Annotated in this window: 16 protein-coding genes, 1 tRNA gene and 1 pseudogene; 14 read left to right on the top strand and 4 right to left on the bottom strand. The window is 42.6% G+C overall.

The genetic code is table 11. The annotated features are described in order from the left end of the window. Positions 1-141: 141 nt before the first annotated feature. The 12 genes and pseudogenes from FC14_RS05785 (at position 142) to FC14_RS05730 (ending at position 15,819) form a co-directional block, all read left to right on the top strand. Complete coding sequence (locus tag FC14_RS05785; RefSeq protein ID WP_056976864.1) at positions 142-1,248, top strand: glycoside hydrolase family 3 N-terminal domain-containing protein; 1,107 nt, start codon at positions 142-144, stop codon at positions 1,246-1,248. Between the two features lie 96 nt (positions 1,249-1,344). Further along, positions 1,345-2,190 carry a zinc ribbon domain-containing protein gene (locus FC14_RS05780; RefSeq protein WP_056976863.1) on the top strand — a complete coding sequence of 282 codons (846 nt, stop codon included), beginning with the start codon at positions 1,345-1,347 and terminating at the stop codon, positions 2,188-2,190. A 19-nt stretch (positions 2,191-2,209) separates the two neighbouring features. After that, positions 2,210-3,568 carry a TcaA 3rd/4th domain-containing protein gene (locus FC14_RS05775; RefSeq protein ID WP_056976862.1) on the top strand — a complete coding sequence of 453 codons (1,359 nt, stop codon included), beginning with the start codon at positions 2,210-2,212 and terminating at the stop codon, positions 3,566-3,568. 104 nt (positions 3,569-3,672) lie between these two features. Next, the gene (locus tag FC14_RS05770) at positions 3,673-5,253 is read left to right on the top strand and encodes a putative polysaccharide biosynthesis protein (protein ID WP_056976861.1); all 1,581 of its coding nucleotides are present in this window, start codon (positions 3,673-3,675) and stop codon (positions 5,251-5,253) included. A 164-nt stretch (positions 5,254-5,417) separates the two neighbouring features. Beyond that, positions 5,418-5,972, top strand: a pseudogene (locus tag FC14_RS05765) (NADPH-dependent FMN reductase). A 14-nt stretch (positions 5,973-5,986) separates the two neighbouring features. Next, positions 5,987-8,404: a flavocytochrome c gene (locus tag FC14_RS05760; protein ID WP_056976860.1), complete on the top strand. Its 2,418-nt coding sequence runs from the start codon at positions 5,987-5,989 to the stop codon at positions 8,402-8,404. 141 nt (positions 8,405-8,545) lie between these two features. Next, a complete protein-coding gene (locus FC14_RS05755) occupies positions 8,546-9,397 on the top strand; it encodes a fructosamine kinase family protein (RefSeq protein ID WP_056976865.1) in 852 nt (283 codons plus the stop codon). Positions 9,398-10,273: 876 nt separating this feature from the next. Beyond that, positions 10,274-13,468 carry a hypothetical protein gene (locus tag FC14_RS05750; RefSeq protein WP_156655759.1) on the top strand — a complete coding sequence of 1,065 codons (3,195 nt, stop codon included), beginning with the start codon at positions 10,274-10,276 and terminating at the stop codon, positions 13,466-13,468. A 14-nt stretch (positions 13,469-13,482) separates the two neighbouring features. Beyond that, entirely contained in the window at positions 13,483-14,001 is a 519-nt protein-coding gene (locus FC14_RS05745) for a hypothetical protein (protein WP_056976858.1), read from the top strand. 91 nt (positions 14,002-14,092) lie between these two features. Continuing rightward, complete coding sequence (locus tag FC14_RS05740; protein ID WP_056976857.1) at positions 14,093-14,641, top strand: hypothetical protein; 549 nt, start codon at positions 14,093-14,095, stop codon at positions 14,639-14,641. Between the two features lie 115 nt (positions 14,642-14,756). Beyond that, complete coding sequence (locus FC14_RS05735; protein WP_147628723.1) at positions 14,757-15,185, top strand: hypothetical protein; 429 nt, start codon at positions 14,757-14,759, stop codon at positions 15,183-15,185. Between the two features lie 115 nt (positions 15,186-15,300). Continuing rightward, positions 15,301-15,819, top strand: coding sequence for a GNAT family N-acetyltransferase (locus FC14_RS05730; RefSeq protein WP_056976856.1), 519 nt, complete (start codon positions 15,301-15,303; stop codon positions 15,817-15,819). A gap of 39 nt (positions 15,820-15,858) precedes the next feature. Here the strand turns inward: FC14_RS05730 and FC14_RS05725 are convergent, their stop codons facing one another. Continuing rightward, positions 15,859-16,155: a hypothetical protein gene (locus FC14_RS05725; RefSeq protein WP_056976855.1), complete on the bottom strand. Its 297-nt coding sequence runs from the start codon at positions 16,153-16,155 to the stop codon at positions 15,859-15,861. A gap of 61 nt (positions 16,156-16,216) precedes the next feature. Beyond that, positions 16,217-16,786: a hypothetical protein gene (locus tag FC14_RS05720; protein WP_235804511.1), complete on the bottom strand. Its 570-nt coding sequence runs from the start codon at positions 16,784-16,786 to the stop codon at positions 16,217-16,219. A gap of 244 nt (positions 16,787-17,030) precedes the next feature. Between FC14_RS05720 and FC14_RS11030 the strand changes: the two genes are divergently transcribed. Further along, positions 17,031-17,162 (top strand): hypothetical protein, encoded by a 132-nt coding sequence (locus FC14_RS11030; protein ID WP_268872176.1) that lies wholly within the window; start codon positions 17,031-17,033, stop codon positions 17,160-17,162. Positions 17,163-17,259: 97 nt separating this feature from the next. On the opposite strand, the gene FC14_RS05715 is transcribed toward FC14_RS11030, so the two are convergent. Next, positions 17,260-17,331: transfer RNA gene (locus tag FC14_RS05715), tRNA-Asn, on the bottom strand. Positions 17,332-17,399: 68 nt separating this feature from the next. Here FC14_RS05715 and FC14_RS05710 point away from each other — a divergent pair. Then, a complete protein-coding gene (locus tag FC14_RS05710; protein ID WP_056976853.1) occupies positions 17,400-18,245 on the top strand; it encodes a DUF72 domain-containing protein in 846 nt (281 codons plus the stop codon). Between the two features lie 44 nt (positions 18,246-18,289). On the opposite strand, the gene FC14_RS05705 is transcribed toward FC14_RS05710, so the two are convergent. Continuing rightward, a complete protein-coding gene (locus FC14_RS05705; protein ID WP_056976852.1) occupies positions 18,290-19,135 on the bottom strand; it encodes an aminotransferase class IV in 846 nt (281 codons plus the stop codon). Positions 19,136-19,212 lie beyond the last annotated feature (77 nt).

Below are 19,212 nucleotides of genomic sequence, written 5' to 3'. Positions count from 1 at the left end.
AGCGCCGAGAGTAGTTGGAGGAACGCCTCCTGTGAGGGTAGGACGTTGCCGTGCGAAGCATAATGTGAGGTCATCTTCTTTAGAAGGTGACTTTTTTATTTTATAGGGTTAATATAAAGGGGATTACTAAGGGGGAAGACGATGAAGAAATTACTATTGACATTAGTGACACTGTGCTTGGCTTGGACAATTGTTCCTGGTAGTAATGACGTACAAGCTAAAAAAATAAGCTCTAAAAGACTAAATCAGCTGGTAGCTAAGATGAGTCTAGAAGAAAAAATTGCCCAAATGTACTTGGTACCTAGTTCAGGCAATCCTGCTGGGATGGCAGCTGAAATTAAGCATTATCAACTTGGCGGGGTGGTTTTGTTTGGGGCTGATTTTCAAAATCAAACCCCAAAGCAATTAAAAGCGAAGTTAAAGACCTGGCAAAAAGTAAGTCAGACTGGTCTCTTTATTGCGACTGACCAGGAGGGGGGAACTGTTTCCCGGCTGAGCGCCAATCCCAAGTTAACCGGTAAGAAGTACCCTGCCCCTCAGGAATTGTATGCTAAGGGGGGCTTGGCTGCGGTAAGTAAAAATTATCGCCAGACGGCCAAGACTTTGCGTCACCTAGGGATTAATTGGAACTTTGCCCCGGTAGCAGATGTTTCCAATGACCCTAATAGCTTTATTTATCCGCGAACTTTAGGCCAAGATTACCAAACGACGGCAACTTACATTAAAATGGTAGTACCGGCAATTCAAAGCCAAAAAGTGATTGCGAGTTTAAAGCATTTTCCTGGTTACGGCTCAGCTGCCGATACCCACACGGGCTTTGCGAGTGACAAGCGACCTTTAAGCGATTTTCAGCAAAATGACTTTTTACCGTTTGAAGCCGGAATTAAGGCTAAGGTAGACACTGTCTTAGTAGCTCACGTCGTAATGTCAGCTGTTGATGACCACAATCCCGCCTCGTTGTCTCCAGCAGTCCACCAGCTCTTACGCCAGGACCTGCATTTTAAGGGCCTAATCGTTACCGATGACCTCGGGATGGGAGCAATTAAGGATTTTGCCAAGGAGCAAGCCGTTAACCCCGATTTATTAGCGGTTAAAGCGGGCAATGACATCTTATTAAGTACTGGCTATCAAAAGGGCATTCCGGCAATTGCGGCGGCCGTAAGAGCGGGTGAGATTTCGGAAGGCCAGATTGATCAAACAGTTAAGCGAATTATCAAATTAAAAGCTAAGTTAGGGATTCTTAAATAAAAACAGTTATCCACAGGTGGAAAAGCAAGAAATTGGCTTTTTACCTGTGGATATTTTTATTTAATGTTACAATTAAGTTAGATTGGAGGAATTATTATGAAAAAATGTCCAAATTGTGGTAGTGAAGTTGCTGAGGAAGCTAAATTTTGTACCAACTGTGGCAATGAATTGGCTACCGGAGATAAAGTTAAGCCTAAGGCGGTTGCCTCAGAAGTGCAGAGTGAAAATGCCTCTGAGCAAGTTAAAGAATCCGCGGCTAAGCAAGAAGCGGGAGTCAGCCTGGATAAAGAGAAGTTAAAGGCATCTTCCCTAAGCTATTGGTCCTGGCTAGTTACTGCTTGGAAGCACCCATTTAAGGTTAAAAATGAAACTTCTAAGTGGAGCGGCTTAATTACTTTAGGGCTAGAGGGACTCATCTTTGGTTTGAGTATTATGATTATTTTTAGGGGTTATTATAACTCGGCAAACAGCTATTATAGTCAGGCCTTTGGTGGTAGCTTTGGGGATAATCCGGTTGGCTTAGGGACCTTAATCACCTTCTTTTTAGCCACCTTTTTATCTGCCTTAGCGACGACTGGGATTGGTTACGGGGCAAGGGAATTATTTACCCCTAACCGCACAGACTTTTTGGACTTTGTAAATGGGATTGCCCATAGGACCAGTCCTATTTTGTTGTTAAATCTAATTGCACTTTTGTTTAGTTTTACGGTAGGATTTACGACGAGTGGGGTGCTAAATACCATGCTGGTGTTGTGCTTGCTCTCGATTACCCTAGCCATTTGGCAATTTGGTATCCTCGCACCAATTTATGAGTTGGAAAATCCTAAGCTAGACCGACTATACATTTTAATAATTGTCACACTTCTAAATGGCTTCGTCTACGTCTTAGCATACATGGCCGTGGCCGCTCATTATGTAAGTTATCTGCAACAACTTTTTTAACGATTGAGAGGAATTTTAAATGAGTACGTCAAAATTCTGTCCCAACTGCGGGCAAGCTGTTAAGCAGACCGATAAGTTTTGCCAACACTGTGGCGCTAAACTAGAACAGGCTCAACAGGGTTATAGCCGGACTGCTAGTAAAAAACCCCTAGATAAGAAATGGCTAATCTTAGGGGCCGTAGTCTTAGTCCTGCTGGGTGTCTATTTAGGTGGCCGTAGCTATTATCAGCCTAATAAGCAATTGGAGCGGTTTACGACAGCCCTAGTTGGTAAGGGGGACGTTGAGTCTTACCTAGTAAGTAGTGACCAAAACCTAAAAATCACCGCCAAAGATGCAGCAGCCTTTAAGAAGAGCTTTGCTAATAGTCAAGACCAAGTTGCAACTATGAAGCAACACTTTTTAATGGGCAGTAGTTATGCCGGCTACAGTTGGGTTAAGTCTGGGAGTCACTGGTTAATTTTTCCTGCTTATAAGTTACAGGTCAACCCTGCTTACGTGACCTTAACTACTAACAAGCGTGGGGTTAAGTTTTATCAAGACGGGAAAGTAATTACCAAAAAGCAGGCCACAATGGCTAACGGCTACGGGGTTAAGGTTGGCCCCTTATTTCCAGGCCAGTATACTTTTACAGCTAAAGGAAAAGCCAGCGGTAAACCAATTGTAGTTAAGCAAACTAAAGTGTTAGCCGCTGGCAACAATGACTTAGCTTTGGAATTAGCAACGCTTAATTTCAAGGTGGAAGGTCAGGCCGGCCAAGCGGTTTATATCAACAATGAAAAGGTGGGGACCCTTGATAAGGAGGGAGAAAAAGTTTTTAAAAATTACCCAGCCTCAGCCAAGATGAAACTGTACTTAACGACCAAGGCAGGCAATAAGGAAATTAAATCTGAAGTAGTTGATGTTTCAGGCTATACTTATAACTATCAAGACGTTGACGAGGATGATTTGCCAGAAGTAGCGCCTAAATTCAAGGGCCTAATTTCTAAAGATAAAGCAGAGGATTTACTTGAATCGGCCTTCAATGAAGGTGAGGATGGTTCTAGCGCCGCTACATTTGTCGGGGAGGAAAATAACGATTCCTATAATGAGTTAGTCGCCTTCTTCAAGAGTTTGCACAATCTTAGTTCTTATGAGGTCGAAGACATTAAGAGTATCAGTCCGGAAAGCGCAACTAAAGTTAAGGTTTCTTACGCGATGAAATACACTTTTATTAACTACGATAGCGACAGCGAACGTAAGAAGATTCAACAGTTTACTTACCACGATGCTGAAATCGTCTACGATCAAAAGGACGATACTTATAAGCTACAGTCGCTTGGAAAAACTGGGACCAAGGCAGACTGGGAACGGACTTACAGTGCCGCTGAAGATGACTAGCTAAGCTTGCAAAAATTAGCAGAAACATTATACTGATAAGAGATACTATGGGCTTTTGGCCTACGTATCTCTTTTTTTATGTTTGAAAGGAAATTTTAACTTCAATGAAAAATAAATTATTATCCGGTGCCTTTTGGATGTCATTTGGGAGTATTTTTTCACGAGTGCTAGGGATTTTATACATTATTGCTTGGCTAGCCATGTTTCATAGCCCGCAACAACAGTATACGGCCCAAGCACTCTACAATGCTGCCTACACTCCTTACGGTTTATTTTTGGCCCTGGGGACGTCGGGCTTTCCCACCGCAATTTCTCGCAAGATAGCCTACTATAATTCACGGAAGCGTTACTTAGATAGTAAACGGCTCTTTAAAGCGGGGCTGTTATTCATGGCACTTTCGGGCTTAATTTGTGGAGTGGTCTTCTTTATTTTTGCCCCCATGATTGCTAAGAGTTCGCCCATCATGGATCAAGCAGCCGCCACCTTTGTGCTCCGTTCTTTGGTTCCAGCCCTGATGATTTTACCGACGATGAGTATCATCAGAGGTTGGTTTCAGGGCCACCAGGACATGAAGCCCTTTGGGGTTTCGCAGTTAATTGAGCAACTTATCCGGGTAGTGGCAATTTTGGTTTTTACCTTCGTTAGTTTCAACGTCTTAAAACAGGGGTTAACCTGGGCCGTGGCGCTTTCGACTTTTGCAGCCTTTATCGGGGCCTTGGGGAGTTTAGCCTACCTGGGTAAATACTATCGAGCCCAGTTACCAACTTACCGCGCTAATGAGGCTGAGAGTTTACCGGCTAGTCAACTAGACATTAAGGGCCTCTTTTTAGAAATCGTTAAGGAAGCTGTTCCCTTCGTTTTCGTGGGGGCGGGGGTAACTATCAATCAGATTATCGACCAGCTAACCTTTAAGCACTTGATGCTATGGGCAAGCAACTATGATATGAATTACATTCAAAATATGTTCACCTTCTTTTCGGCCAACCCGACTAAGATTACGACCATCATCATTTCGCTTGCGACCGCTTTATCTGATACGAGCCTGCCGATTCTAGCTGGTCTAGTCGGTAACAGGCAAAAGATTGCCCAGACTTTAAGTGATAACTTCAAGTTGATGATCACCCTCTTGATTCCCTTTGTCGCCATCTTGACTGTGTTAGCCCAAGAAGTTAATACGATTTTCTTTGGTTATAATTGGGCGGCGGGCCAGTTGATGGCGGCCTCGATAATGCTAAGCCTGATATTATCCTTCTTCTTGGATGTAAGTACCTTGATTCAAGCCCTAGGTAAACACAGGTTGGCGGTAATCTTGCTGTCCTTTAGCCTCCTATTAAAATTGGCTTTACAGGCACCGTTGATTTGGCTCTTCCATGAATACGGGGCCTTACTAGCAACTACGATCGCCTTTGCAAGTAGCCTGGCCTTGGGATTATGGTATTTGAATAGGACCTACCTAACTGATAGGCGGGCTAACCTTAGCTGGCTAAAACCAAGTTTGGGAATTGGAATCTATGTCTTAGGTTTGGGACTGTTAGCTAAACCTTTGAGCTTATTAAGTTTGGGCCACGGCAAGGTAGCAGCCCTTATAACTTGTGTAATTTTTGGCTTAGTGGCAGGGAGTTACTACCTAGTAATTGCCTACCTCTTTAGGTTCAAAGACCTGCTTAAAAGTATGAATCGTTAAATAAACAACAAGACTAACCGCTTACAAATTAAACTTGTGAGTTGGCTAGTCTTTTTTTGTTGGTCCAAATTCAAGTAAAAGTATTCACAAACTAAGGTAGAAGTTTTATAATATGAGTATATATCGACACAAATTAGATTGAGTCACTAATGGATGGTGAGAAGATGGAAAAACTAAATTTAGTCGGGATTGTGGGCACTAACGCCGAAAAATCAACCAACCGTACGCTGTTAAAATTTATGCAAAAGCACTTTGCAATCCAAGCAGAGCTGACTTTAATTGAGGTTAAGGACCTACCTTTCTTTGATAAACCAGCTTCGCATGAGGCGCCAGCAGCAGTAGCTGCTATCAACCAAGCGGTTGCACAAGCAGACGGGGTAATTATTGCCACCCCCGAATACGACCACACGATTCCAGCTCCGTTAACTAACCTGTTGGAATGGTTTGCCTATACAACTAAACCATTGCAAGACAAGCCGGTTATGATTGTGGGGGCGTCTTACGGAGTTTTAGGCACTTCCCGGGCCCAAAACCACTTGCGGCAAATTCTAAATGCGCCGGAACTAAGGGCCTTAATCCTACCGGGTCGGGAATTTTTATTGGGCCATTCCCTATAAGCATTTGATGAGGAAGCTAATTTATTAGTGGACGAAAAAGTAGCTCAGCTTGAAAGTTACTTTGCCGATTTTGCAGCCTTTGTAACCAGAGTTAAGGTCTAAGGGGAGGAATTTTGATGAAGATTATCGGGATTAGTGGGACCAACTCAAGTGATTCACCCACAGAAAAATTAGTTAACTTTATGGCGCAACATTTTGCTAGCCAGGTAGAATTTGAAGTAATCGAGCTAAAGGGCTTGCCAATGTTTAACGAGTCAAATGACCTTAGTAACCAAGAGCCGCTAAAATCACTGGTGGCTAAGATTGAGGCAGCTGATGGGGTGGTAATTGCCACCTCTGAACACAACCGCTCTATCCCTTCGGCTTTAAATAGCTTCTTAGAGTGGATGTCTTTTACGGTACACCCCTTCGATGAAAAACCAGTGATGGTTGTCGGAACTTCGGTCACGCGCCAAGGCTCAGCCAGTGCCCAACTTCATTTGCGTCAAGTGTTAGACGCACCTGGAGTTAACGCCTTAGTTTTACCAGGAAATGAATTTTTACTGGGGCAAGCCACTGAGGCCTTTGACGAAAATGGAGCCATTAAGGAAGCCAATACGGTTGACTTCTTGGAAAGCTGCTTTGCCAACTTCTTGCGTTTTATCAAGGCGGCAGATAGCTTACAGATTCCAGACGAAGTTCGCTTTGAACCCGGGGATTACCAAGTTAAGACCAAGGGTCACAACGGGGACTTGCCAATGGTGGTCAGTTTCTCTGAAAACCGGATTGAAGATATTAAGGTTGACACCAGTGGTGAAACCGAAGGGATTGCCGACACGGTCTTTGAACGCTTGCCTCAAGAAATTATTGCGGGCCAAACCTTAAATGTCGACGCCGTTTCCGGGGCATCTGTAACCAGCTATGGTCTCATCGATGGGGTAGCCCAAGCGGTTAAGTTAGCCGGAGTCGACCCTAACATCTTGAAGAAACGGCCGAAGCCAAGTAAGAGCCAAGATCTAAGTCCACTTGAATATGAAACCGACGTGGTAGTTGTCGGTGGTGGTGGGGCTGGGTTAGCCGCTGCTAGCCGGGTCTTACAAGCGGGTAAGTCAACCATCGTGTTGGAAAAATTCCCTGCCTTAGGTGGAAACACCGTCCGGGCTGGGGGACCAATGAACGCGGCTGACCCTGACTGGCAAAAGCAATTTGCAGCCCTTCCAGGGGAAGCCAGTGTGCTTAAGGAAATGTTGGATTACGATTTAGCCAAGATTGACCCAGAGTACCAAGCTGATTTCAAGGCCCTGCAAGGTCAAATTAAGGACTACCTAGCCGGAAAGGCCGACTACCTCTTTGATTCAATCTTATGGCACCGAATCCAAACTTACCTTGGCGGTAAGCGGGTTGACCTCAATGGTAACGAAATACATGGTGATTATGACTTAGTTAAGGTCTTAACGGACCATGCCTTAGAGTCGGTTAAGTGGTTAGCCGATTTAGGGGTTGAATTTGATGAAAGCCAGGTAACAATGCCGGTTGGTGCTAAGTGGCGTCGGGGCCATAAGCCAATGGAAAGCCAGGGCTTTGCCTTCATTAAGACCTTAAAGAAGTTCATTGAAGAACACGAGGCCGGTCAAATTCTCACCGAAACTCCGGTTAAACGGTTCTTGTTAGATGAGCAAGGCCAAATCTGTGGGGTGGTAGCCTTAAACGCTGCTAACCGGCAGGTGATTGTCAAAGCCAAGGCGGTCATCCTCGCTTCTGGTGGTTTTGGCGCCAACACCAAGATGGTGCAAAAGTACAACACTTATTGGAGCCAAGTCGATGATGATATTGCGACCTCCAATTCACCAGCAATCACTGGGGATGGAATTAAGCTTGGTCAAAGCGTCGGGGCGGCCTTAGTTGGGATGGGCTTTACCCAAATGATGCCAGTTTCAGATCCTAAGACCGGCGAACTCTTTAGCGGCTTACAGGTACCACCAGCTAACTATGTGATGGTTAACCAACAGGGGAAACGCTTCGTCGACGAGTACGAAGGTCGGGACGTCTTAACCAAGGCAGCCTTTGATAACGGAGGTCTCTTCTACTTGATTGCCGATGATGAAATTAAAAAGACGGCCTACAATACGACCCAAGCAAGTCTAGATGCCCAAGTGGAAGCCGGCACCCTCTTTAGGGCTGACACTCTTGCTGACTTGGCTAAGCAAATTAAGGTTGACCCACAAACCTTTGAAGAAACAATCGCTAAGTACAACAGTTATGTTGACGCCGGGGTCGACCCAGAATTTGGCAAGGAAGTCTTTGACTTGAAGGTAGTGAAGCCACCATTTTACGCTACCCCAAGAAAACCAGCCATCCACCACACCATGGGTGGCTTGAAGATTAACACCAAGGCCCAGGTAATCAACGAAGCTGGGCAGGTAATCCCTAACCTCTATGCAGCCGGTGAAGTGGCTGGGGGAATCCATGCTGGGAACCGACTCGGCGGAAATTCCCTAACTGATATCTTCACTTACGGTCGGATTGCGGCCAAAACAGCTTTAGAAAAAATGTAAATTAAAACCGACAAAGCGAGTCAAATGACTGGTTTTGTCGGTTTTTTTCGTGTACAATATAAGCAAAAAATTGTGGACAACAAAATCCGTGGGAAGATTTTGCGTAGTTTGTTTTTAGTTGGTTTGTTATGTGGGGATCACTTGGACAAGAGTCTATTAGCTAGTTTGCCTTTAGATGGAATTGAAGAGTGTCTACCAGTTAGTGGTGGCGACGTCAACCGGGCATTTAAACTAGTAACTAAAAATCAAAATTACTTTCTGTTAGTGCAACCAGTCTGTGTTCGGGAATTTTACGCGGCTGAGATTGCGGGCTTAAACGATTTAAAGCGGGCCAAAATTATTGCGCCCGAGGTTATTTCTACTGGTAAATTAGGCCGGGGGGCTTACCTGTTACTTTCCTACCTAGAAAAAGGGGAGGGCAGTCAAGCTGATTTAGGGCGGACCGTTGCCAAAATGCACCGGACCTATAATCCTAGCGGCCAGTTTGGCTACAAGTACGACTACGTTGGAGCGAGCATTAGCTTTTCTAACGACTGGCGGGCTAGCTGGGCGGAGTTATTTGTCAACAACCGCTTAGATATCTTAGCCCAAAAGTTGGTCGAAGACACTTATTGGAAGATTGAGGATTTTAGCACTTACATGCAGGTAAGGCAGCTTATTCTAACAGCTTTAAGCCAGCACGACAGTAAGCCTTCGCTGTTGCATGGTGACTTATGGGCGGGCAACTTTCTCTTTACTGAAGCCGGCCAGCCTGCTTTGATTGATCCCGCGCCGCTTTATGGTGACCGGGAATTTGATTTAGGGATTACCACCGTTTTTGGAGGCTTTACGGAAGAGTTTTATCAGGCCTACCAGGAAAGCTACCCCCTAAAGGAGGGTTACTCCAAGCGGATGCACTTCTACCGGCTCTACTATTTAATGGTTCACCTAGACAAATTTGGGCGGAGCTACAAGCAGGCGGTAGCTGATGAATGCAAGCCATTTTACAAGTAGGGTAAGAGCTTACAATTTAATAGTAAACATTTCCGGTAAAGTTACTTACTTTGCCGGATTTTTTTACTGAAAAATAAATTGTGAATAAAGTAGTTCCCAAGGGTAACTACTATTATTAAAAAAATTAATATTCCGATTTTTCCGAACAAAATTAAGTTTAAAAAAATAATATTCGTTTTTCATATTGTGCTAGCGGTTGCGGATGTTTAGTAAAATAATTTATTTTATTTATTAGTCCTAAAAGTATTGACTAAAAAGTCCTTAGTTTAAGGTTTTAATCATAACCGGTCGCTTTTTACTCGTAAACGGTTAAAATGGTCTAGGTGTGCATACAGACTGGACTTGTACCGATAATCATAAGCAAATAAAGAAAAACCAAGGAATAAAGAATAGGGCTTATTTTTTTTTTTTATATGTTTTGAAATTGGTATGGATAATGCAATTTTGTGGACTAAAATCTAAAAATTTATATTTATATTATTAAAATTCGTTGCAATAACTTTTTGTTTATTTTACAATAACCTTCGTAAAGAAGAATGATTGTATTTTGATGTACAATTTTATGCGACACCTCAGAAGTTTTGTCGTGTTAATCAGAAAGCCTTATATGATAAACTCTCTGAGTTGGTGTATTTTATTTAAATTAAGAAGATCTTGTAGCCCCCCGCTTTTTGTGAGGAGTTACATTTTTCTTGTACAAATACATAACAAGAAAGTGGTGAGATGTGATCAAGAAAGTGGTGAGATGTGATGAACATAAGTTACTGTATACGAAAAGTCTTCAAACATAAGTAGGATGCACCGTGTCAGAAACTTCTTTGCATGTTGTTAGTCACTAAGGACGTTTTACAGATAAAGGGGGTAGCAGAGCGGCAAATGAAAAAGAATAAAACCATTACGGCTTTATGCGTAAGCTTACTTGCGCTCTCTAGCTCAAACTCTCTTGTATATGCAGCGACGACCGAAGCTAGCTCAGCCAGTAGCCAAACCAAGGTAGCAACCTCTTCCCAAGCTACCAGCTCTTCTTCAACTTCAGCTACTAGCTCGCAGTTTGGCCAAGCTCAAAGCTCGCAAAATGCAAGTACGTCTAGTCAAACAGTTAGTGTAAGTAGTCTTAGTGGTAATACGCTTAGTAGCGCTGCTTTAACCCAAAGCCTTTGGGCAACGTCAACGCGTGAAGAACTTGCGCCGGGTGTGTGGTATGACTCCAATCATAGCGATATGCTCGAAATCACAAGTGCTGACGGCTTGATTAATTGGATTAACCACGTTAATTCTAGAGATTGGAAATATCTCTATAAGAACGTTCAGTTAGATACTTCAATTGATTTGGCTGGTAAGTCCGTCCCAACATTGAATAAATTTGAAAGAACCTTCGATGGTAAAGGTAACTCCATTAAGAATTGGAATTACGGTGGCTCCTCCTCTAGCGCCATTAATGAAAATTCGGGGACCTTTAGAGATTTAACTATTGATACAACCATCAGTGGTACGAATATGTCTTTCATTAACAATAATACTGGTCATTTAGATCGGGTTCACTTTAATGTGAAGATGGAAGGGGCAGATAATAGTTTTATAAAAACTAATTCCGGCTATTTAAACGATGTTGAGTACGACGGGGTTATTAATGGATCAGCCGCTACTTTCATAGGGGTTAACAAGGGAACTATAAATAATATGATTATGGATGGTTCGCTCTATGGTAGTGCTGTTTCTTTGGTTGGGGTTAACAACAACGGCACGGTTAACGTAACCTTAGCTAAGCAGGCAGTAATTGATGGTGTGGATGTTAGCGTGATAACACTTGATGCCGGCACAAGTAATCTTACTTGGAGTCCAGGTTGTCAGGTTAACGATCATATTACCAATGTTAATGAATTGCAACGCTTTTCATTTCTAGTTGCTACCGGTCAGAATAAAATCAATGGGATTTTAGATAAGGATATCGATGCTGGCAATAAGTTAATTCCCCCGATTGGCTATTACAATAACTACTATCGTATGGGAATTTGGGATGCTTTAAAAGAGATTATTGATATTGTCTTACACTGTGGTGGTGTGGGGAATATCTTACAAGTCATTTGGGATTTTCTTTTCGGTAGGGATGTAGTCTACACTACAAGGTACGAAGGTACTTTCGATGGTAATGGACATACCATTAGCAATTTCTATTCTGATGGCTCCTATGCTTCGTTCATGTATGAGAATGCCGGGACGGTCAAGCGACTCGAGATTACTGGTAAAGTAAGTGGATACGCTAGTGGGTTCATTAGTAAGAATGATGGCTCAATCCAAGATTGTATTGTCGACATGGACTTGGGATCATGGGGGCAAAGTTCTGGATTTACTTATAACGAAAATAATGGAACAATTCGGAATACTTTCTACGTAGGAAGTTTGAGTAATAATGCTGCCTATACCGGTAACGAGAAAGGTGTGCATGACTTCTATTACTATCCAACTTCTGGTGGTAAAGATAACCGTAATGCTACTAAGGTAACAAAAGAAGCTGTTGAATCGGGAAAAATCACACAGCTTCTTAATGAGACAAGGGCAGCTAACTCGGATTGGTCTTGGGTACAAGTTGTGGAAAGACGGGTCCCAAGAGAAATCGCTAGTCGCCCAGGGTTTAATAATGGTTCTAACACCGTTGTGAAACAACAAGCTGATAAACCTACTATTAATAATATCGACCGAACTGATAAAAGTTTAAGGGTAAATGCCCAACTTGATGGAAAATTCGGTGAGGCTGAGTATTTGTTGAAAGATAGTGCGGGACACAAAATTGGTGATTGGCAAAGCTCTAATGAGTTTACCAAGCTAAGTCCTGATACTGAATATACAGTTTATGTTAAGTATAAGGGAAATGATAAGTACCTAGCTTCTGATGCTGTAAGTCAAAAGGTTAAGACGAAGCGTGAAGGTCCCAAAATTGAAATTACCGAAGATGATGTTAAAAGGTCTACAACCAGTTTAGAGGTAACAAAGCAATTTGATAGCTCTTTCGGTGATGTCCGTTATCAACTTAGGGATACACAAGGCAAGGTTGTCAGAGACTGGCAGAGTGAGCCTAAGTTTACGGATTTAAAACCGGGTGAAAAATACCAACTGGTAGTGCAAACTCAAGGTAATGACGACTATATGCCTTCTGCTGAGGCGTCAGTCACAGTCAAGACCGTTTCGATACCAAAGCCGGATGTTACTGCTGATAATATTTACGGTGGTACGGATAGCTTTAATGTAAAGTTTAGTCCTAACTTAAAGTATGGGCAGGCTGAATATGAGTTAACTGATAATAACGGTAAGGTAATACGAACTTGGCAAGCAAGTAGTGAGTTTAAGGATTTAGATTTAGCTAGTGATGCTATTTATCAGATTCATGTTCGTTATCATGATCAAGAGCTCAAAGCTTTTTCTGATGAAACCATCGTCAAGATTATGAAGGCGCCAACGGTAACAATCGCAAGCAAGAATGCAAATTCTTTGAAGGTAGCAGATTTGGCTGATACTGATAAATACGGCCAAGCCGAATATGCCCTTTCACCAAGCGACTTAACCGCGAAGGCAACTGATTCGACGATTGGAAAACTCGATTCAGATACTAATTACATTGTCTATGCAAGGCGAGCCGGTAAGGGTGATTACCCACCATCGGCAATTGGGCAGGTAGCTGATAAGACGGACATTGCCCATGCTACAATTAGAATTCCAACTACAATAAAGACGGGTGAAAGTGGAAACTATGTGACTGCGGAAGCCGATAACTTTAGCTTGGGATACAAGGGTCAAGTTAATGTTTCCATTAGTGGAGGAATTTCTAATGGCCAAGCAACACTGACAAGACAAAATGATCCTGTCGGACGCAAGACAAAAACAAAGTTGTTGATTGACAAGAAACACGTAGGAATGACTGGAGATTCGGAGGTGCCGGTTGTTAGTTATACTAACGAGGCCCATGATGGTGAAAGTGAGATTAGTTTCACTGATCCGCGGGAAGTTGATCCATTAACTCCAACAGGTTTTTACACTGGCAACATCACATTTAAAGTCACCTATAATGAACAATAAGGAAGGTAAGAATAATGGACAATAAGGAACCTCAAGTGGAACCTGAGAAATCCAAAAAAAATGATAAGAAAAAGAAGTTGCTCCTCCTCTTATTATTACTACTAATACTTTTTGGAGGAATCTATATTGGCTTAAACTGGAATAATTGGTTTGGCGACTGGCCGACAGTTAACATTGACGCCAATGCTCAAAACCAAAAGAACAAGAAGAAGAACAAAGGTACGCTTGCGATTCCTGGTTATGAGTCGATGACGATGAAAGCAGGCACAAAGGCTCAAAAGGTTAACCTCTATAACCCGAAAGAAAATAAGTGCTACTTCCGCTTATCAATCTATCTTCCCGATGGGACTAAGGTTTGGCAAAGTCAAATGATTAAGCCAGGTAAGGCAATCTACAACTTGAATTTAAACCAAACGCTAAAGGCGGGAACTTATAAGAACTGTACCTTACGTTATGAGTGTTTTGCTTTAAGCAAGAAGCTCGTACCGTTAAACGGTTCGCAAATTAATTTTACCTTGAATGTGGTAGAATAAGAAACTTATTAATAAATAAATTTGATGTTTTAAAAGTAGAAACACTTGTATATATATGTGATATAATTTAAAGGAGATATTTAGAATTAACATGAAGAACAAAGTTATTACAGGATTATTAGGATTTTTAGTAGTTTTAGGAATGGCAACTCCAGCATTGGCTGACCAAGTGGGCGCATCAAAAGACTTTAATGTAAATGAACAAAGTACAGTAAATGATAAAGATGGTACAGTAGAGGTTACTTCCAATGTTCATTCAAACTTTACATTACAAATTCCATCATCTTTTGAATTAGGTTACAACCACTTAGATGCATACATTGGTGATGTTTCGATTAAGAATGATCCTCAAAACGGTGGTTACGGTATCACTGCTGGTAAAGTTGTTAACGTTACAGAAAAGCACCAAGCATTACAAAATGATAGTGATAAAAACAATAAAATTGAATTTACAGTTAGCGGTTCTGAAGATAAAAAGGATAACAGCTTCGGTACCCAAACATTTACTAACCAAGATATGTTTAATAATAGACAGGTGCCAGTATTTATGCACGTTACACAAGACCAATGGAACCAAGCCAAAGCTGGTAACTACACAGGTTCCATCACTTTCACTGCTACTTTAGCAGACGCTCAATAAACTAAAACTAATAAATCCGTGCAGATAACTCTTCAAGAAAAGGGGCTTAGGGGCAATGACTTTGAAACGATTCTTAAAGATACTTACCATTGCATGTTTTGCGGTACTCTTATATATGCCGATGCATAAAGCGTGGGCGGGGGAAACCGTTAGTTCGTCGGTGACGATTACGGCGGTGGTACCTGAAAAATACATGATTGCACTCGATATCGAGGGGCAAGGTGCCGTTGAGGTGAATGGCGTGTCGTATGACAAATCCACCAAGATCCAAGGACGTGGAGCCGAAAATTATAAGGTGACTGCGGCTAAGGGTTATAAAATCGCCTCGGTGATGTATGGTAAGGGTGATAAGTTCCGCCCAGTGGCCTTGAATGAAAAACAGGAATACAAAGCACCAGCTGTTAGCGAAAACGGGAATAAGCTAAAAGTGGTGTTTGAAAAACCTAAGATGATTGAAGCAGTTAAAGCAGAAGTGGTAAAGCCTCATTATTTGATTATGTCTGGAGTTTTTGCCGCACTAGTTGGATTAATAATCCTGCTATAACATAGGTAATTTTGAGGACGAATTACAGATGTTTTGATATTAGGCTCGCCTGGTGGCGGGTCTTTTTTTATGGGCAAAATTTTGCTAAGATGACACTAAGAGAAAGGATGGTTAGATGACAGAGGTTAAGATTAGACAAATTGGCTTGGCTGACGTTGAGGAATTACAAGCCATTAGTTGTGAAACTTATGAGGCTACTTTTGGGGCTGATAATCCGCGTGAATTAATGGAGGAGTATCTAGCGCAAGCCTATGATTTGAACAAGCTTAAACGGGAGTTAGGAACTGAAGGAACTTACTTTTACTTTCTAGAGGTAGATGGCAAAACAGCTGGTTATTTGAAACTAAACGTGGGCCAAGCTCAATCTGAACCAATGGGACCTGACAATTTAGAGATTGAACGCATTTACTTGCGGACAGCTCACCAAGGTAAAGGTTTAGCTGGTAAGTTACTAACCAAGGCCGAAGAAATGGCGCAAGCTCTAGGTAAGAGCCGGATTTGGCTAGGGGTGTGGGAACGAAATTATCGGGCCCAAAAGTTTTACGCCAAACATGGCTTTAGCCGCTTTTCAGAACACTTCTTTATGATGGGTGACGATGCCCAAACCGACTACTTGTTAGCAAAACAACTTTAAAAAATGCCAATCCCGCGCTTGGTAGGGATTGGCGTTTGTTTATTTCGGCTTGTGAAGTTTCATGTAAGTTTTTTCGTGTGCTGGTGGTGTTGGTTGTTCAAAAGAGTCTTTTAAGTCATAGAGCTTAGCGAGGACTTGAGCGGCCTTATCTGGATTGGTTAAATCAAGCAGGTCGTCTTCATTATCCATAGGGAATGCTTGCATTATTTGGTCAGCAGCAACTTTTTCTAAACATTCAGAATGGATAAGCTCTAAGGCTTGTTCTAATTCAAACTTAGCCAGGTTAGAGTCTTTTTGCGTGATTACTCCACAGGAAGCTAAAAATTGGTAGAACAAGACTAAAGCTTGTTCAAGCGAATGGATTAAATCTAAGGCGTAGTCAAGGTCTGGTATTTCGTCACAAACAATGTTCCACTGAAGATATAAAGGTAGCTGGACTGGCTAGGTCGCTAATGACAGTTCGCAGGTAGTCTTTTATTAGGTACACATTCAAGTAGTCTGTAAATAAATTTTTGAGCAAGTTAAGCGGCGCAAGTTTCTTTAGTTTAAGTTTTTTCCGGGTAAAGAATTGCTCAATTAGTTGAAAGTTAGTCCGCTTGATTTTATTTAGAACTTTTTTGCTGGGGAGGGCTTTAAAACTTAAGTCTTCCCACTGGTAGTAATCATCGAAATTAGGTTTATTGGTAATGTATTTAAAGGCTCTAGTTGGCTTTTTAGGCTTTTTAGCTAGAGTTTTGCTGAATAAAACCCGGGTTTGGGCGAGAGCTTCACGCCCGCAATTAGAAATTGTTAGCGTCGAACTTAGCATTGACAACGAGTAATCAGAGGTGTATTCAGGACCCTCAGCTAGAACTGCTTCGAGGTCAGCTTTAAATTCCGGTTGGTTAGTAGCGGCTTTTAAATCAAGTTTGGCTGTCAAGCTTTTAGCAGTGGCTTCTGTACGACTTTGACTAACTAGTTGGTCCAAATAGGTATCAATGTGAGTTGGCGGGAAAGCTAATATTAGTAAAGTTTTGTAGAGAACAGGAAGAAATTCAGATAAATAGTCAGTCGTTAATGCAATCCGGATCCCTAGTTCTGGTTGGGTAAGCAAGTAAAAGTTTTGGTTACGTAGTGTGAATGTGGTTAATTCCCACTTGTTAAATGCAACTTTAGTGGCTGATTTAACGTGGGGGTAATTTTTGATAGCATTTTGAATTTGCTGGGCGGCGATGCCTAATCTACCGGCTAGACTTTACCTGGGGACCGGGGCGTTAATGGCCTTACAAAGCAAGATTGAAGAAGTCATTCAAGTTGCTAACGCTAACGCCGAGTTGAGTCAAAGCATTGATTATCAAGATTAATTGAGCACAGCCCTTGTTTTTAACGAGGGCTGTTGTTATGCTGAAAGATAGTAAAAAAGCCAGTAACCGAAAGGCAGCTACTAGCTTTAGTCAGGGACTGCTCAGGCTGGATTCGAACCAGCGACCTGCCGATTAACAGTCGGATATTCTACCACTGAACTACTGAGCAAGATTTATTTCTTACCATATTTACAGCATAAGTAACCGCTTACGTCAATGATTTTGAGGTGATTTGTCTTGATTGAATTAGGGCTAACAACTTGGAGTGAACATCAAACTTTTATTAACGAAAACCGGCCCGTAACCCTAGAAGAGTATGCCGCCCACCTACCTTTGGTCGAGGTCGATACCTTCTTTTATGGCTTACCACGAGCAAGTACGGTTGCAAATTGGTTGAGTCAGGTGCCACCTAGCTTTTCTTTTATCCCCAAGGTTCCTAAAGCTTTAACCCGCCATCCGGGGGAACAGTTAGCTGGCTTGGAGTTAAAACAAGCCTTTAGTGCTTTTCGCCAAAGTGTGGATTCGTTAGTGGCGACTAACCACTTGAAGACGGTCCTGGTTCAATTTCCACCGACCTTCACGGCCACTAAGGAAAATGTGGCCTACCTCCGTTATTTTCGCAGTTTACTGGCCGACTTGCCTTTGGCCTTAGAATTGCGGCACCAATCCTGGTATGCTCCTGGGGTAAAGGACTCGTTACTTAGGTTTTGTCAGCAGTATCAATACAGCTTGGTGGCAGCCGATGAACCAACCAATACCCAAGCTTCGGTCCCCTTTGTCCTGGCTGCGACTAATCCAAAATTAGCGGTGATTAGACTGCACGGGAGAAATGCTAGGGGCTGGGCTAATCAAGGGGCTGATTGGCGCAAGAAACGTACCCTTTACTCCTATAGTCAGCAGGAGTTGGCCTGGTTAAAAGAACAGGTCCTAAGAATTGAAGCCCAGGTAGAAGAGGTAGTAGTTATTTTTAACAATAACTCGGCTGGCGATGCTGCCCCTAACGCCCTGGCTTTTAAAGAGATGTTAGGCTTAGAGTTTAGCGGGTTGGGAAAGATGCCCCCAGAACAATTGGATCTCTTGTAAAAAAAAACAGGCCACTTCCATTTGGGGGTGACCTGTTTTAGTTATTAACGACTTTGAACGTCTGCTTCGTATTTCTTAGCGTAGGCTTGTTGGAGGACCTGCAAGGTGGCTAGATCCTTACCGCCGACTGGTTGACCGTCAAGTTCAACCGCCCGAATGCCTAAGCAAGCTGAGGAACTAACAATTACTTCATCAGCAGCTCTGAGTTCATCCATGGTAAAAGGCGCTTCAGAGGTCGGGATGTTATTTTCCTTAGCTAGTTCCAAGAGATGCTTGAGGGTAATCCCGGGTAAGATTAAGTTATCTCTTGGTGGGGTGCAAAGGACGCCATCCTTTAAAATCAAGATGTTTGAGTGGCCGCATTCAGTTACCCGTTCTCCGCGGTGGAAGACCACTTCCTGACAGCCAGCTTCTTTAGCCCGTTGACTGGCAATAACGTTAGGTAAGAGGTTCAGGGTCTTGATATTACAGTGCAAGAAGCGGGTATCTTCACGTGAAATTAACTTGAATTCGGCATCAAAAGGAATCAAGCCGAAAGGGGCCGTGAAGATAAGGAGGTTAGGTTGACTATCTTCTGGGAAGAGGTGGTTTCTAAGACCACTGCCCCGTGAGGTTTGCCAGTATAACATCCCGGTATCGCTTTCGTTAGCGTCAATGACTTGATAAAGTTTGTCCTTGAGTTCGCTTCTTGTTAGTGGAAACTCAATTTCTAATAGGCGACAACTGTTGTAGAAGCGGTCGAGGTGGTCTTCTAGGGCGAAGGCGACGTTGTTTTTGAAAGTCGTTGCGTCATAACAACCATCCCCGAAGTACAAGGCCCGGTCAGTAGCAGGAATCATTAATTCGTCTAGGGGAGCGAGTGTCCCGTTGTAGTAACCAACTGTTTGCATAAAAAAATCCTCCTTTATGAGAGGCTATAATACCTTCTAAGTATACAGATGAAATATACAAAATCATCTAGATACTT

The organism is Ligilactobacillus agilis DSM 20509, from assembly GCF_001436215.1.
Classification (GTDB): Bacteria; Bacillota; Bacilli; order Lactobacillales; family Lactobacillaceae; genus Ligilactobacillus; species Ligilactobacillus agilis.
This window is presented reverse-complemented; position numbering and strand designations above follow the sequence as displayed.

What these genes read in the sequence shown, in the direction of transcription:
- FC14_RS05745 (WP_056976858.1), top strand. Translation starts at nt 13,483, where the DNA reads ATGGACAATAAGGAACCTCAAGTGGAACCTGAGAAATCCAAAAAAAAT.
- FC14_RS05780 (WP_056976863.1), top strand. Translation starts at nt 1,345, where the DNA reads ATGAAAAAATGTCCAAATTGTGGTAGTGAAGTTGCTGAGGAAGCTAAA.
- FC14_RS11030 (WP_268872176.1), top strand. Translation starts at nt 17,031, where the DNA reads ATGCCTAATCTACCGGCTAGACTTTACCTGGGGACCGGGGCGTTAATG.
- FC14_RS05740 (WP_056976857.1), top strand. Translation starts at nt 14,093, where the DNA reads ATGAAGAACAAAGTTATTACAGGATTATTAGGATTTTTAGTAGTTTTA.
- FC14_RS05730 (WP_056976856.1), top strand. Translation starts at nt 15,301, where the DNA reads ATGACAGAGGTTAAGATTAGACAAATTGGCTTGGCTGACGTTGAGGAA.
- FC14_RS05735 (WP_147628723.1), top strand. Translation starts at nt 14,757, where the DNA reads ATGCCGATGCATAAAGCGTGGGCGGGGGAAACCGTTAGTTCGTCGGTG.
- FC14_RS05705 (WP_056976852.1), bottom strand. Translation starts at nt 19,135, where the DNA reads ATGCAAACAGTTGGTTACTACAACGGGACACTCGCTCCCCTAGACGAA.
- FC14_RS05760 (WP_056976860.1), top strand. Translation starts at nt 5,987, where the DNA reads ATGAAGATTATCGGGATTAGTGGGACCAACTCAAGTGATTCACCCACA.
- FC14_RS05775 (WP_056976862.1), top strand. Translation starts at nt 2,210, where the DNA reads ATGAGTACGTCAAAATTCTGTCCCAACTGCGGGCAAGCTGTTAAGCAG.
- FC14_RS05750 (WP_156655759.1), top strand. Translation starts at nt 10,274, where the DNA reads ATGAAAAAGAATAAAACCATTACGGCTTTATGCGTAAGCTTACTTGCG.
- FC14_RS05770 (WP_056976861.1), top strand. Translation starts at nt 3,673, where the DNA reads ATGAAAAATAAATTATTATCCGGTGCCTTTTGGATGTCATTTGGGAGT.
- FC14_RS05785 (WP_056976864.1), top strand. Translation starts at nt 142, where the DNA reads ATGAAGAAATTACTATTGACATTAGTGACACTGTGCTTGGCTTGGACA.